This is a genomic window from Aquimarina amphilecti, assembly GCF_900109375.1.
Taxonomy (GTDB): Bacteria; Bacteroidota; Bacteroidia; order Flavobacteriales; family Flavobacteriaceae; genus Aquimarina; species Aquimarina amphilecti.
Map to the genome: position 1 here is coordinate 68,711 of NZ_FOAB01000005.1, position 15,070 is coordinate 83,780.

Sequence of the window (15,070 nt, forward strand, 5' to 3'; positions counted from 1 at the left end):
TTAATTGTAATGTCTTTATATACAATTACTTGTTTTCCTACATTTTTTAAAAAAATCAGAAGTCAATAATATTTTTGATTGTATCTATAAACAATATATAATACTTGTTGTAAAACTAATAAATGGAAAAAACAGGTGATTGTTTAAAATGAATTTTATAATTTTTTTCTTACTTTTTGTAAAAAAACTAAACAAAACATGCTTTTTATCGATTTTTTTGTTAACTTTAACGATATGTCGATAATGATATTTTTTGGCATAAGTTTTAACGGGGCTAAATAAATCGATGTTAATATGAGTAGTACATCTAAAAAATTACCCGGATTCTTTCAGTTTGATAAGGTTTTGTTTACCGTAATGTTTATTGCATTACCAGGTATAATACTTGATGGTTTAGTTGAGTTTAACGAAGCTGGATTAAGCGCTTATTTTAATAGAGCTGTTATTACTTTTTCTATCGTAACTCTTGGTTTGATATTGCAGAGAAGCGGTTTTATTAGAAAATCCAAATTACTTACACTTTCTGTGTATACTATTGTTTTAGGAATGATGTCGACAATATTTTTTGGAGTAAAAGATCCAAACTTTATGTTTGAATCATTTTTCTTAAAAGTGGAAGTGATTGTATCTCTTTTATTTTTTGCCGTAGGAATGTTGGTGCATTTTAGGCACATCATTTTTTTATTAACGATTAATTTTCTTTTCATAACATTATGTATGTTTTACTATCCTAATTTTCCGTTAGAGAAGTTTGCGTTTTATTTTGTTATTGTCAGTGGTGGTGGTCTTATGGCTTACTTTTGTCAGCGTTTGCTTGTACAGTTGTCAAGAAAAGTAAAGGAAGCAAATAGATTAATAAGCATTAAGAATGAAGAACTGAAAGAAATGAATCAATCTAAAGATGATTTGTTTAGAATTATTGGTCATGATCTAAGAACTCCATTCTATCAACTTAGGTCATTAATTGATATGGTTGATGAAGTAGAGAATGACGAAGAAAGAGATGAGATACGAAACATGATAAGACAAGCTGCTGATAAAGGTAATAATTTGTTAGAGGACTTATTAGAGTGGGGAAATATCTACAAAAAACAATCGCAAGTTTTATTAGAAACAAAAGAAATTTCTGTTATTGTAGACAAAGTATTTGCATTCTCTGATTTAAAGACAAAAAACAAAGAGATTAGTCTTATAAACAATTTACCTAAAGATCTAAAAGTAACTATAAATCCAGCTATGATGGAAACCGTAATGAGGAATTTGATAGCGAATGCGATTAAATTTTCGCATCGTGGATCAGATATCATTGTGAAGTCAGAAAAAATTGGAGGGCAAGTAAGAATAGCTATAGAAGATAAAGGAATTGGAATGTGTGATGATAGTCTTTATAACCTTTTCGGAAAGGAAAGAAATAATTCTACTATAGGAACAGAAAATGAAAGAGGAACAGGATTTGGTTTAAGTATAGCTAAAAAATTGGTAGAAAAACAAAATGGTGTTTTAGAAATAGAAAGCGAATACAATAAAGGAACAACGATTAATTTATATTTTCCTAATACGATGAGTGCCTAATTTACGAACTAAACTTTTGTAAATAAAAAAACAGCCTACAATAGGCTGTTTTTTTTATGATATTGATGTTTTATAATTTATTTATTATTCACATAATCCATAAGATCGACATCATTCCCCAATAAGATCTCATTAGAATTGATTCTTCCTTCTAAGTTATCATTCTCTAGTTTTAATACACCTCTTGGGCATACAGCAGAACAAATACCACAACCTACACAACTAGATCTTACAATATTCTCTCCTTTTTGAGCATAAGATCGAACATCGATTCCCATTTCGCAATAAGTTGAGCAATTACCACAGGAAATACACTGACCTCCATTAGTTGTAATTCTAAATTTTGAAAATAATCGTTGTTGGATTCCTAATATTCCTGCCATTGGGCATCCCATACGACACCAAACTCTGTTTCCTAGGATAGGATAAAACCCAGTACCAATAACACCAGAAAAAATAGATCCAATACCGAAACCATAAAAAGCTCGTAAGGCACTATCCGCAGCATAACTTTTATTATTTAAACCAAATGAAAAGTATTTTGCTTGAATTTGTATTTGACTTAAGTCTATGAAGCTGATTAAAACAAGAAATGCAATAGTAAAAATGAAAAAACCGCTTGCTCCAGCAACCGCACTTTTGTTAAGTTGATTTCTTTTGTAATACAAAATACCTGCAAAAAGTAAAGTTAAAAATACTCCTACACTTATTAAAAATGCATTCTTTGTAAACCAGTATTTAGTGGAGTCATATCCTAAAAAGGTAGAAATTGTAGCTACAGTCATAATAACCGAAAACACCAATACAGTATGGATCATCCATCTTTCTAATTTCCATGCTTTGACACTCTTATCAGACAATTGACGAAAGGAATCTCCTGCAGTTTCTGCAAGTCCTCCACAACCACAAACCCATGAACAGTACCATCTTTTACCGTATTTATAAGTTAACCAAGGAGAGATTACAAATATCATTAATACGGCTAAGATTAAAAAGAATAAACCGATAGTTTGCGCATTAATAAATTGATCTACTCTCCACTGCTCAAACGCATAATAGTTAAGAGGCCACATGTTTTTTAGATCATTGTATGGTAATGAAAAAGTATCGGAGTTTAAACGCGCCATTAATTCCGGAATTACGAAAGCAAATGCGGTTTGAAAAAATATAACGCTCACTGTACGTAATTGTTCATAACGATTATGTTTATACTTCATGATAAACTTTATTCCAAATCCTATGATAGCTATAGTGTACAATGTTCCATAAACAAACCATTGGCTGGCTTGTTCGTTTTTAAAAGCATAACTCAACGGATCAAACAAAGCAATTAAACCTGTATTAGTTCCATCTGCTCCTTGCCCTAATCCTAGTAAATCAGCAAAAAAGTACAAAATAACATAGAACCCAGTAAGTGCTATTCCGGCAATCCAAGCAAGGACTCCTCTTGATGACATGGAATTAAACCAAACTGCATCATTTTTAATACCTTCTAATTTCTTGTCATACGCGCCTTTAGAAAATATAATAATACCTGCTGTTATGGCTGATAAAGATAAGGTAAGCCAGATAGCTTTATTAGGTAAATTTAGATTAAAGGTAGCTAGTAATAATATTAATAAACCAGTCATTCCAATTAGGACACCGATTTTTTGTTTCGTATTTAGGCTTTTAGGAGGTTGTCCCGTTAGTGCCATATTTCTTTCTACTGCCATTGTTTACGCGTTTATTGTTTGTTGCTTTTGGAAAGCATTTAAAATATCTTTTTCGAAATGTTTGAAGAACTCTGGATTAAAATTGGCTTCTATTAGATGCGCCATAACGTAATCTACATCTCTTTTTTCTGTTAGCCATTTGTCAAATATTTCATGACGCATTCGAATCCCAAAAGTGTTTATTCCAAGGAATTCTCTAGTCTCTTTATGGTAAGAAACTGTAACACATTTTGTGTCATCTTGGTGTATCCAATGAAATTGTTCTTCATATTCTTTAGGTTTACCAAATACCCATCCATATGTTTGATACTCGATGTCTAAGAATTTGGCACTATTAAACCAATGTCCTGGTTTGTACTCTAATTTATTTCCACAAATTGTTTGCGCAACTGTTTCACCCATCATTCTTCCTGTATACCATACAGCTTCTATTGGTCTTCTGTTTCCAATAGCTTCGTGTTGTTCTGCACAATCACCAATAGCATATATATTAGGAATATTTGTTTCTAAAAAACGATTTACTTTCACACCTCTTCCCAATTCAATTCCAGACTCCTTTAAGAAATCTATATTTGGAGATACACCAGCCGTTAGACCTACAACATTACAAGCTATTTCTTCTCCTGTTTCCTGAATGATTATTGACTTTACTTTTCCTTCTTCATCAGAAATGATTTCTTTTAGATTAGAGCCTAAACGAAGATCAATATGATGATTCTTTATATGTCTATTAATCATTCCACTTTCTCCAGCAGGAAGAACACCATTCCAAAAACTATCTTCTCTTACCAAAAAAGTAACTGGTACGCCTCTAGAGTTAAGCATTTCTGCTAATTCTATTCCAATTAAACCACCACCAACAATAACAGCTCTTTTACAAGTCTTATTATTAGGGGCATATTTTTCTAGATTTTCAAGATCTTGTTTATGATACATTCCCATAACACCATTTAGATCCTGACCAGGCCATCCAAATTTATTTGGCTTAGAGCCTGTGGCAATTATCAATTTGTCATATTGTAAACTTTCTCCTTCTTCAAAGATCAATTGATTCTTTTGGTGATCTATTTTCGAAACAAATCCTTTCTTTAATTCAATCCGATTTTTTTCCCAGAACCAATTTTCATAAGGTTGCGTATGCTCGAATTTCATGTGTCCCATGTATATATACATTAGGGCGGTACGAGAAAAGAAATAATCTGTTTCAGCAGATACAAGGGTGATTTTTTTATCAGACATTTTCCGGATATGCCTTGCAGCAGTAACACCCGAAATTCCGTTGCCGATAATTACAATATGTTCCATAGAGGTGTGTGTTAGTTGATTTTCAATTTTAGTTCTTAAAATGAAGCTTCTGTGCGTAAGTCGTTTATAAATATAAGAACTTAACCAGTATTAATAATTTAGAATTAATCTAAAAAGCTAGGTTTCTGTAAGTTTTAGTAAAGAATTCGAACAGTCATTTTCCTTATAAATGGATTGAAATTTCTTTTAAACAAATTGAAAATAATTTGTAAGTAGCATATCTATGCTTCGACTCAATGCCCATTACCAAGGTAAACTTAACTTGTATTCAAAACAACTTCATTATAAGAAGTTTTTAAAATTTAAACCCATGAAAAAGATAATTTTTATACTGACTTTGCTAATGGTTACTGCTGGTTTTTCACAAAGTGCGACAGAGTTTTTTACTAAATCTGATGCATTTTTTAAAAAGCACGTAGCGAATGGTAAAGTGGATTATAAAGCAATAAAAAGTAATCCTGATGAATTAAATGAACTATTAGATATGGCAGCTAGCCTAAGTGTTTCTAAGAGTGATTCTAAAACTTTTCAAGCATTTTATATTAATGGATATAATTTATCTGTTATTAAAGGAGTAATTAATAATTACCCAACAAAATCACCACTTAATATCAAAGGTTTCTTTGATAAGATTAAATATACTTTAGCGGGTAAATCAACAACATTAAATGATTTGGAAAATAAGATTCTTAGAAAGAATTTTCCAACCGAAGCACGTTTTCACTTTGCACTGGTTTGTGCTGGGTTAGGTTGCCCTCCAATAATTTCAGAAGCTTATACTCCTTCGCTTTTAGAAAAGCAATTGCAACGTCAAACAACAATAGCGCTAAACAATCCTAACTTTATTAAAGTAAAAGGGAAGAAAGTACAACTATCTCAGATTTTTGAGTGGTACAAAGGAGATTTTACTCAAAATGGTTCCGAAATCGATTATGTGAATCAATTTAGAAAAGAAAAAATTCCTGCCAACTCAAAAATATCTTATTACCCTTATAACTGGAAGTTAAACTCAGTTAAATAAATCATTAACGATAAGGAACATCTCCTTAAAACAAACCTATACTAATTTTAATAATTCATTTTAATCATGAAATCAACTAAAAATATAATAACTACACTTTTTCTATGCCTAACGATCACTTTTGGATTTGCTCAGGATGATGATGCTGATGTGTCAAATATTCAGGAGTTTACACCTTCGAAATTATTGAAAAAGGGTCAGTGGGATGTTAAATTTTTTAATAGTATTTATACACAAACAGAAAGAACTGACTCAAGATCAAAATCGGTTACGATAGATAGACAAACGTTCTTTACAAATACTACAGAAATATTTACAGGGATTAGTGAAAATTCAAGAATAAATGTTGGAGCAGTTTTTCAGGTTAGATCGAATGCTTTAGGAGGTCAGGGAGCTTTAGATGTTTTTTCTTTTGAAGATAATGGAAATGATAGAAGATCTGGATTAACTACAATAGCTCCAGCTATTAGAGTACAACCATTTAGAAGCATAGCTAATTTTTCTTTTACAACGTCTTTTATTATTCCAGTATTCGAAGACGCTCCTGATACGGTTAGTGATGATGTTTTTTCATTCTTAGATCAGCGAAGTTTTGCTTGGGAAACAAAGTTCTTTTTTGATCATACTTTTGGAGGTAATAAATGGCAGGTTTTTACAGAAGTAGATTTTAAATATAATTTTGGAGAAAAATCAAGTGAAGCAGATGGATCACAGGAAAATGTAAGTGAACGTTTTGCTAATAACAGTTTGTTTTTGCCTTTGAGCGCTTTTTTAAGTTATTTTCCAACGTCTAAATCAACCGTTTTTGTAAATACTCAACAGGCTTTTCTCCTAGATTTAGGAAATGATTTTGCTCAGAACTCTACATCGTTAGGTTTTGGAGGAAAATATCAATTAACAGATATTCTAAATATAGAGGCATCTTTTGGAAAAATCGTAAGAGGAAATAATTTTCAAGGTTTGGGGCAAACATTTAGCTTGGGTTTAAGAGCAATATTTTAAGCACTATAAAATATAAATTGTATTTTCAGCAGTATAAAAAAGTGAAACATGAAAAACCTTTTTATACTGCTGATCAGTTTAATTTTCTGTAGTTGTTCTGGACAACAACCTAAGATCAATGGGATTAGTTTTGTAGCCTCACCCAAAGAGATTAATGAGACCAATATCGATCCCGTTGTAAAAGTAAATGCGAATTGGGCAGCGGTAATGCCTTTTGGATTTGTGAAAAACTTAAAAGAACCAACAGTTGTTTTTAATACAGAAAGGCAATGGTGGGGTGAAAGGGAAGATGGAGCGGAGCGTACCATTGAGTTGCTAAATAAAAAAGGTATTAAAGTGATGCTGAAACCTCAAATCTGGGTTTGGCGAGGAGAATTTACAGGGAACATTTCGATGGATTCTGAAGCAGATTGGAAAACATTAGAAAATTCTTATGAAGAATTTATAATGTTATATGCCAGATTAGGTCATAAACTAAAAGTTCCAATATTATGCATTGGTACAGAATTACACACTTTTGTGCAGAAAAGGCCTAAGTATTGGAAACAATTAATAAAAAAAATTAGATCTGTATATAGTGGAAAATTGACTTATGCTGAGAATTGGGATCAGTTTGCAAATGCTCCTTTTTGGGACCAAATGGATTATATTGGAGTTGATGCGTATTTTCCAGTTTCCCAAAGCAAAACACCGAGTGTAGATGAGATAAAGGAAGGATGGCAGATTCATAAAAATAAAATAATAACATTACAGAGAACAATCAAAAAACCTGTTTTATTTACTGAGTATGGTTATAGAAGTGTTCATTATACAGGAAAACAACCTTGGGATTCTAATAGAGTACAAGGAAATGTAAATTTCGAAGCTCAGAATAATGCGTTAACAGCATTACATGAAGAATTCTGGAAAGAACCGTGGTTTGCAGGAGGGTTTCTTTGGAAATGGTATCATAATCATGATAAAGTAGGAGGAGAAGATAATAATAGATTTACGATACAAAATAAACCATCAGAAAAGTTAATACAAACGTTGTATAAAGATGACTAAAACTAGTTATATCATATGCTTACTATATTGTGTACTATGTGGTTGCAATAATGATGAGAGTACGATATCACCGGATACATCACTTGCCTCATTGGTGTTTTCTAATGAAATTGAAATAGATAATGTAATAGCTTGTGCTTCGGGATCTAAGTCCGATGAGAATACAATTATACCTTATCTGTATCCTAGACCGGAAGCTGAGGATATTAGATATTTTGAAACATCTGGAATTGAAGTTGATAAAAATAATTACCAAAACTATCAACAAGTAATGATAGAACCAACAGATGTTTTTAATGGATATTTAAAAAAAATTACAAGAATTACTACAGAAGAAAAATGGGTAATCGTTACATTTTTTGAAAAAGGTAAGTTGCATTTGTCAAATCCGATAAGGTTAAAACATCGAACAAAACCTACAGAGTTCATTGATGAAGTAATGATTGATATGAATCCAGAAGAGATGCCAATTTTTAGTTGGGAAGATGGTTTTTTTGATGATAATAAAATATATTTTCAAGTAATTTCCGATAGTAGTAATGAGTTTCTTTCTGGCACTTATACTTTCGAGAGACAGTTTCAATATTACAAAACTGACAATGTAGTTTTGAATATTACACAAGGAATACCACCTCAATTAGATTCTACAAGTTTGTATAATTTTACGCTAATGGGAGTTAGTGAAGATAATTGGGTGAATCTATTCATCGAAAAGGAGTTTAATCCTTAATTTTATTTAGCTTTTTATGTAAGATTGTATTTTTTTTTTCGTCTACGAGATAAAAATATGTTATGAAGAAAATCTTAACAGTATTGATTTTCTTTACTTGTTTCGTGGGCCTTTCTCAAGATGTCTTAGTGTCAGAATTACAAATTTTGGGACTTAAGAGGACAAAAGAATCTTTTATAAAAAAATTGGTAAAGGTACAACCTGGATCAGTATATGACTCGTTACGTGTAGCAACTGATATAGAAAGACTAAAAAGGCTCCCCGGTATTGCGAATGCCGAGGTTGTGGTAGAAAAAAAACAAAACTCTGATTATAGTATTATCTATACTATTGAAGAAAATTTCACCATTATTCCAGGACTTAATATAGCTACAGATAATAATGGTGAGTTCGCATATAGAGTATCTCTTTTTGAATTTAATTTATTCGGAAGGAATCAAATATTAGGAGGATTTTATCAGCGAGATGTATTTGATTCTTATGGTGGTTATTGGGAGGCTCCCTATCTTTTTACAAATAAATTTGGTTTTGGTATTAATTATAAAAACTTAGTTTCTCAGGAACCTATTTTTCTTGAAAATAGTAACACTATAAATTATAAATTCGATACTAGAGCTTTTGAAGTTAATTTATTATACGAATTCAATTTTCACCATAAAGCAGAAATTGGAGTCAACATTTCTAAAGAAGAATATAATTTTATAGAGGGTGACCTACCTTCGGAAATTCCAACTCGTCTTTCAGCAAATAAAATTGCATACAGAGGAGAGTATGAATATAATGACATTGATATTGATTATCAATATGTATCTGGGTTAAGAAGCCTTTTGGATGTTCGGTTTGTTACTGGTGGAGAAGGTCTTTTGGATGACTTTTTTATAGGTAGAAATGATTTCGAATATTTCAAAAGAGTTGGAAAACTTGGGAATTGGGCGAATCGACTTCGATTGGCATACGCTTCTAATGATGATACACCTTTCGCACCGTTTGCAGTAGATAATCAATTAAATATACGTGGAGCCGGAAATACAATCGATCGCGGTACTGCTGCGATAGTTTTAAATACTGAATATAGACATACATTGTATGAAAAAGGTTGGTTTGTGGTTCAGAGCAATGTTTTCATAGATTCTGGTACATGGAGAAATCCTGGAGGAGAACTTGTGGAATTAATTGATGGTAGTACATTAAGATTTTATCCAGGATTAGGTATACGATTAATACATAAAAGAATTTTTAATGCAGTTTTTAGGTTAGATTATGGATACGGAATTGGAAATGATGCTACGAACGGAATTACCTTTGGGATTGGGCAATATTTTTGATTTGCCCTGTAATATGGTGTACCTTTGTTATAAAATTGCTTCAAACATTTAGAATTAAATGAGAAAAAGACTCATTCTTGCCTTGTTAACCTTTTGTTTTTTGGGATATTCTCAGGAAAAATTGATTTCTGAAATAGTAATTCAAGGAAATAAAAAAACAAGAACATCTGCAATTATAAAATTGAACTCTATTAGAGAAGGGGGAGTATTAGATTCTGTTAGGATAGAGGAGGATATTAAGCGATTAAAACGATTACCAAGTATTGCGCACGCATATTACCAAGTTCATACAAAAGATAATGGCTATAAGGTTGTTTATGGGGTAGAGGAGAATTTTACTATCATCCCAAGTGCTAATGTATATACTACTAATAATGATGAATTTGCTTTTAGGGTAGGTTTATATGAGTTTAATTTTTTGGGACAAAACATAGCTTTAGGAGGATTTTATCAGGATGATATCTATAGCTCTTTTGGGGTAAATATAAGAGCTCCATATTTGTTTAATAATAGATTAGGTTTGGCTTTTAATTACCAAAATCTTACAACACAAGAACCTGTTTTTTTGGATAACGGAATAGCCGATTATAAATATAACAATACATCATATGAGATTTTAGGCTTGTATCAATTCAATTTTGAAAACCGAATGGAACTTGGTGTGAACTATTTTAATGAAGATTATGCCTATAGAAGCGGAGCTGTTGGACCTAATGTGCCATTAGATTTTGATGTAAATAAGTTGTTGTTTAAGCTAATTTATGAATATAATAATCTTGATTATGATTTTCAGTATGTATCGGGGTTTAGGAGTATAGCTAATTTTCAATATGTAATTAGCACCGAGAATGTTCTACCAGATTTTTTAATTGGATGGAATGATTTTATGTATTATCACCGAATAGGAAAAAAAGGGAATTGGGCATCTAGACTAAGAGTTGGATTAGCAACTAACGATGATTCTCCTTTTGCTCCCTTTGCTGTGGATAATAATTTAAATATTCGAGGAGTTGGTAATACGATTGATAGAGGAACTGGTGTAATAGTACTTAATACAGAATATAGGCATACCCTATATGATAAAGATTGGTTTGTGTTGCAAAGCAATGTTTTTGTTGATGGAGGTAGTTGGCGAAATCCAGGTGGGGATTTTGGGGATTTTGGTGATACTCAGAATTTTAGAGTTTATCCAGGTGTTGGATTAAGATTTATGCATAAACGTGTTTTTAATGCTATCTTTAGAATAGATTATGGTTATGGAATAACGGAGGATTCTACCAATGGTTTTGTATTTGGGATAGGGCAATATTTTTAATAATGATAAGATCATATTCTTTTTGTGTTAAAAACGAGTTAATTAATAACCGAACGTTTGGTAAAAAACTTTATATCCTTACATTTGTGCTATTATGAGACCAGTAAAAGTAGAAGACAAACAATTAATGGATGGCCTTAATAAGGTGTTTAGAGCTAAAGGCTATGAAGGAGCTAGTTTGAATGAATTAGCAGAAGGCGCTGGTTTAAAAAAAGCAAGTTTGTATCATAGATTTCCGGAAGGGAAAAAAGGAATTGGTCTTGCAGTCTTATCGTATTCTTCAGATTGGTTGCATAAGAATCTGTATGAATTATTAATAGATAAAAAATTAACAAAAGAGAAAAGGTTGGAAATGACATTAACCAGAATCAAGGATTTATATGATGATGGGAAAGAAACCTGTGTACTTCGATCGCTATCAATGGAATCAGGAATGGGAATTTTTGGAGAGCAAATAAAGGGAGAAATGAATAGATGGATAAGAAATTTTACAGAATTTGGATTAGAATTCGGACTTAGTAAAGATCAATCAACGAGAATTGCAAAACAGGGTTTAATAAGTATACAAGGAAGCCTTGTTGTGTCTAATGCAATGTCTGATAACAGCTTGTTTTTAGATACTTTAGAAGATATAAAGCTTAAGTATAAAGTATAATATTTTTTTATACTAATAATTTACCGAACGTTCGGTAATAAAATTTAAATAATGGAAAAAAAATTCCCCTTGCCACCTTTTTCAGAAGAAACGGCAAAGCAAAAGGTTCAGATGGCAGAAGATGCCTGGAACAGCAAAGATCCAATAGCTATATCAACGGCTTATAGTTTAGAAACCGAATGGCGTAATCGAAATCAATTCATCAATGGACGAGAAGAAGTACAGGGATTTCTCAGAGATAAATGGAAAAAAGAACTCAATTATAAACTTAGAAAAGAATTATGGGCATATCAAGATAATAGGATTGCAGTGCGATTTGAGTATGAATATCAAAATAAAAACAATCAATGGTACAGAGCATACGGTAATGAAAATTGGGAGTTTGATGAGAATGGTTTTATGGAAAAAAGATATGCCAGTATTAACGATTTAGAAATATCGGAGACAGAAAGAAAATTATAATCAAATTTTAAATACAGACATAAAAATGAAAAATCAAACGACAAAGCGTTTTATAGTATTACTTGTGATTACCCTTACCACAAGTGTCTTAGCGCATGGTTTACCCCTTAACAATGATTATGAAACTATTATAAAGAATACGGTTAAATATAAAAAGATCAATATACAAGGAATAGATGTTGCCTATAGAGAGGCTGGTAACCCCAAAAATCCAGCGATTGTATTATTACATGGATTTCCTTCTTCGTCTCATCAATACCGAAAAGTATTGAACGAATTATCTGATGAGTTTTACTTGATTGCCCCAGATTATCCAGGTTTTGGGAATAGTGATTTTCCAAGTGCTACCTCTTATGAGTATACTTTTGATAATTTAGCTAAGACTATTGAGGTTTTCTTGGAAAAGTTAGAAATTAGGTCTTATGCATTAATGATTCAAGACTATGGTGCTCCGATAGGACTAAGAATTGCAACTAAGCATCCAGAGAGAGTAACAGCTATTATAAATCAAAATGGAAATGCCTATAAAGAGGGTTTGGGACCTGCCTGGAAGGATGTCAAAGCATTTTGGGCAAATAGATCTCCAGAAACTGAGAAGGCTTTGTTACCTGTATTTTCTATAGAAGGATTAAAATGGCAATATACGCACGGTACCAGAAATCCAGAAAATGTGAATCCAGATACTTGGCATTTGGATTACTTACGAATGTCAAGACCGAATGCCCATAAAGTGAATTTGGATTTGTTTTATGATTATCAAAACAACATTAAGCGTTATCCAGAATGGCAAAAATACCTTAGAGATAACCAGCCTCCATTACTGATTGTTTGGGGTAAAAATGATGCCTTCTTTCCCGAAAGTGGAGCAGAAGCCTTTAAAAAAGATGTGAAGAATATTGATTACAATATTTATAATACTGGGCATTTTGCATTGGAAGAAGAAGGTGAAGCTATTGTCCAAAAAATTAGAACTTTTCTAAAAAAAAATAACATCAGATAATGCCAGTTAAATTAAACAAGGACCTAGTATTATATAGTAGGTCCTTGATTTATTTATTATTCAAATATACCTGAAAGACACATATGCGTTTCTCTAGTTCCTAAACAACAACCATTAGATAAAGGGTATCCACCACAAGCTTGACATCTTTGAGCGTCAACAGGGTTAGGGCAAGCTCCAAGATTACCTCCATTTACCGACTGCTGTTGTGATTTACTAAGAGTTTGGGCGTCTTTCAAATTTAAAATGTTCTTTAACATAATTAAGGTTTTAAGAATAATATTTCCCCCAAACATTTAGAGACACTTGAGGTTTGTGTCTATGAAATTATTAACGCTAATATGGGGAATTTGTTGCTTTTTTACAATTTATTTATGATTTCAGAAATTGTTTGCTTTGACTGTTTAAATACTTCTTCGTTCATAGTGGTTCCTTCTAATGGCAAAAAAGTTACATCAGTTATCCCAATAAGACCTAAAACTGTTTGTAAATAGGGTTGAACAAAGTCTAAGGCTTTCATTTCATTTGAGTTATACACGGCTCCAGCTGAGGTTATGATATAAGCTTTTACATTTTTGACTGTACCATAAAACTGCCCTTGCTCATTTATCCCAAAAGTACTGTTAATTCTAACTATGTGGTCAATCCAAGCTTTTAAGGCAGATGGAATACTAAAGTTATACATAGGCGTACTTATAAGTAGGATATCTGTTTCTTTTAACTCTTCAATGAGTTCATCAGATAATTTTGTAGCACTAATTAATTCGTCATTAAATTGTTCTTTAGAACTATAAAATCCTTCAATTGTTTTTTGATGTATATGAGGTATTGGAGTATTTATGATGTCTCTAGTTACGATTGAACCTTTTGGATTATTTTTTTGCCAACGTTGCTGAAATTGATCTGCTATTTTTCGACTATCTGAATTGTTGATTCTAGAACTGGAATCTATTCTTAGTAATTTCATAGTTTTATTTTTTAAGGTTTAAAAATTCATATACTGCTGTAAAATCTAGATTTCCATACCCATGCTGTTTTGCTTGTGCATAGATTTCCTTAGTAATTGTAAGATTAGGGACCGCTACATTTTGCTCATATGCGCAAATAGTGGATAGGTGTAGATCTTTTTGTATCCACTTTAAGGGGAAATTTGTTTCATAATTAGAGTTTTCAAGTTTTGAACGGATTGCTGACATTACGGGAGGAACAACGGGTGTGCTTAGTAGTACATTGAATAATGTTTCTTTTTCTAAACCCATAGCTTCACCCATCACTAATGCTTCCGAAAAAGCAACCATAGATTGTCCTAATAATTGATTAATTAGCATTTTCATAGCAGCACCCATTCCTACTTTTCCTAAATGCAATGTCTTTTTTCCCATAATATCAAGTAAGAATTTAGTTTCAGTAACAGAAGCTGAATCGCCTCCTAACAAAAAAAGTAATTCACCGCTCTCAGCAGGAGCTTTCGTACCTGCTACTGGAGCGTCGAGATAACGAATTCTATGTTTTTTTGCGATTATATCCATCTCCTTGGTAAATGATGGATTTACTGTGCTGCAATTAATCCAAATACTATTATCCTTAAGAGAAGAAAGAAAACCTTTGCTGCCAAGAGCAACTTCTTTTACAATTTCTGGAGTAGACAACATTGTGATTAAAACATCTACGTTTTGTGCAACTTCTTTAGGGTTTTCTGCCCATGTTGCTCCATTATCCAGTAGATGGTTTGCTTTTTCTTTGGTTCGGTTGTATACAATAAGTGAATGGCCGGCTTTTTGAAGATTAGAAGCCATTCTACTTCCCATTATACCTAATCCTATAAATCCTATTTTATTCATTTGTATATGTTTTAATTCTTATACAAATGTCACAGAAAGTGAAAAAAATAAGTTTTCGAAAAAACTAAAAGTTGTGTTTT

Annotated in this window: 15 protein-coding genes; 10 read left to right on the forward strand and 5 right to left on the reverse strand. The window is 32.0% G+C overall.

Annotated elements, in window-relative coordinates; translation table 11 throughout:
• Positions 1-294 precede the first annotated feature (294 nt).
• Positions 295-1,572, forward strand: coding sequence for a sensor histidine kinase (locus tag BMY33_RS13880; RefSeq protein ID WP_091409618.1), 1,278 nt, complete (start codon positions 295-297; stop codon positions 1,570-1,572).
• 77 nt (positions 1,573-1,649) lie between these two features.
• Here the strand turns inward: BMY33_RS13880 and BMY33_RS13885 are convergent, their stop codons facing one another.
• Entirely contained in the window at positions 1,650-3,287 is a 1,638-nt protein-coding gene (locus BMY33_RS13885; RefSeq protein ID WP_091409621.1) for a 4Fe-4S binding protein, read from the reverse strand.
• A gap of 3 nt (positions 3,288-3,290) precedes the next feature.
• Entirely contained in the window at positions 3,291-4,592 is a 1,302-nt protein-coding gene (locus BMY33_RS13890; protein WP_091409623.1) for an NAD(P)/FAD-dependent oxidoreductase, read from the reverse strand.
• Between the two features lie 310 nt (positions 4,593-4,902).
• Here BMY33_RS13890 and BMY33_RS13895 point away from each other — a divergent pair, with 310 nt between their 5' ends.
• The 9 genes from BMY33_RS13895 to BMY33_RS13935 all read left to right on the forward strand — a co-directional run bounded on the left by BMY33_RS13895 (position 4,903) and on the right by BMY33_RS13935 (position 13,149).
• Complete coding sequence (locus BMY33_RS13895) at positions 4,903-5,613, forward strand: DUF547 domain-containing protein (protein WP_091409625.1); 711 nt, start codon at positions 4,903-4,905, stop codon at positions 5,611-5,613.
• Positions 5,614-5,679: 66 nt separating this feature from the next.
• Positions 5,680-6,615: a hypothetical protein gene (locus BMY33_RS13900; protein WP_091409628.1), complete on the forward strand. Its 936-nt coding sequence runs from the start codon at positions 5,680-5,682 to the stop codon at positions 6,613-6,615.
• A 48-nt stretch (positions 6,616-6,663) separates the two neighbouring features.
• Complete coding sequence (locus tag BMY33_RS13905; protein WP_091409630.1) at positions 6,664-7,662, forward strand: glycoside hydrolase family 113; 999 nt, start codon at positions 6,664-6,666, stop codon at positions 7,660-7,662.
• Positions 7,655-8,392, forward strand: coding sequence for a hypothetical protein (locus BMY33_RS13910; RefSeq protein ID WP_091409633.1), 738 nt, complete (start codon positions 7,655-7,657; stop codon positions 8,390-8,392). Before BMY33_RS13905 ends, BMY33_RS13910 begins: the two co-directional genes overlap by 8 nt.
• A 62-nt stretch (positions 8,393-8,454) precedes the next feature.
• A complete protein-coding gene (locus BMY33_RS13915; protein WP_091409636.1) occupies positions 8,455-9,717 on the forward strand; it encodes a POTRA domain-containing protein in 1,263 nt (420 codons plus the stop codon).
• A gap of 58 nt (positions 9,718-9,775) precedes the next feature.
• Positions 9,776-11,032 (forward strand): POTRA domain-containing protein, encoded by a 1,257-nt coding sequence (locus tag BMY33_RS13920; RefSeq protein WP_091409639.1) that lies wholly within the window; start codon positions 9,776-9,778, stop codon positions 11,030-11,032.
• A 94-nt stretch (positions 11,033-11,126) separates the two neighbouring features.
• Positions 11,127-11,687: a TetR/AcrR family transcriptional regulator gene (locus BMY33_RS13925; protein ID WP_027394931.1), complete on the forward strand. Its 561-nt coding sequence runs from the start codon at positions 11,127-11,129 to the stop codon at positions 11,685-11,687.
• Between the two features lie 51 nt (positions 11,688-11,738).
• Positions 11,739-12,149, forward strand: a complete 411-nt coding sequence (locus BMY33_RS13930; protein WP_170837079.1) for a nuclear transport factor 2 family protein — start codon at positions 11,739-11,741, stop codon at positions 12,147-12,149.
• A 25-nt stretch (positions 12,150-12,174) separates the two neighbouring features.
• Entirely contained in the window at positions 12,175-13,149 is a 975-nt protein-coding gene (locus BMY33_RS13935; protein ID WP_091409643.1) for an alpha/beta fold hydrolase, read from the forward strand.
• Between the two features lie 56 nt (positions 13,150-13,205).
• On the opposite strand, the gene BMY33_RS13940 is transcribed toward BMY33_RS13935, so the two are convergent.
• The 3 genes from BMY33_RS13940 to BMY33_RS13950 all read right to left on the reverse strand — a co-directional run bounded on the left by BMY33_RS13940 (position 13,206) and on the right by BMY33_RS13950 (position 14,990).
• On the reverse strand, positions 13,206-13,409 hold the full coding sequence (locus tag BMY33_RS13940) for a hypothetical protein (RefSeq protein WP_139195660.1): 204 nt from the start codon (positions 13,407-13,409) through the stop codon (positions 13,206-13,208).
• Between the two features lie 101 nt (positions 13,410-13,510).
• Positions 13,511-14,116, reverse strand: a complete 606-nt coding sequence (locus BMY33_RS13945) for an FMN-dependent NADH-azoreductase (protein ID WP_091409647.1) — start codon at positions 14,114-14,116, stop codon at positions 13,511-13,513.
• A gap of 4 nt (positions 14,117-14,120) precedes the next feature.
• Entirely contained in the window at positions 14,121-14,990 is an 870-nt protein-coding gene (locus tag BMY33_RS13950) for an NAD(P)-dependent oxidoreductase (protein ID WP_091409649.1), read from the reverse strand.
• Between the last annotated feature and the right edge of the window lie 80 nt (positions 14,991-15,070).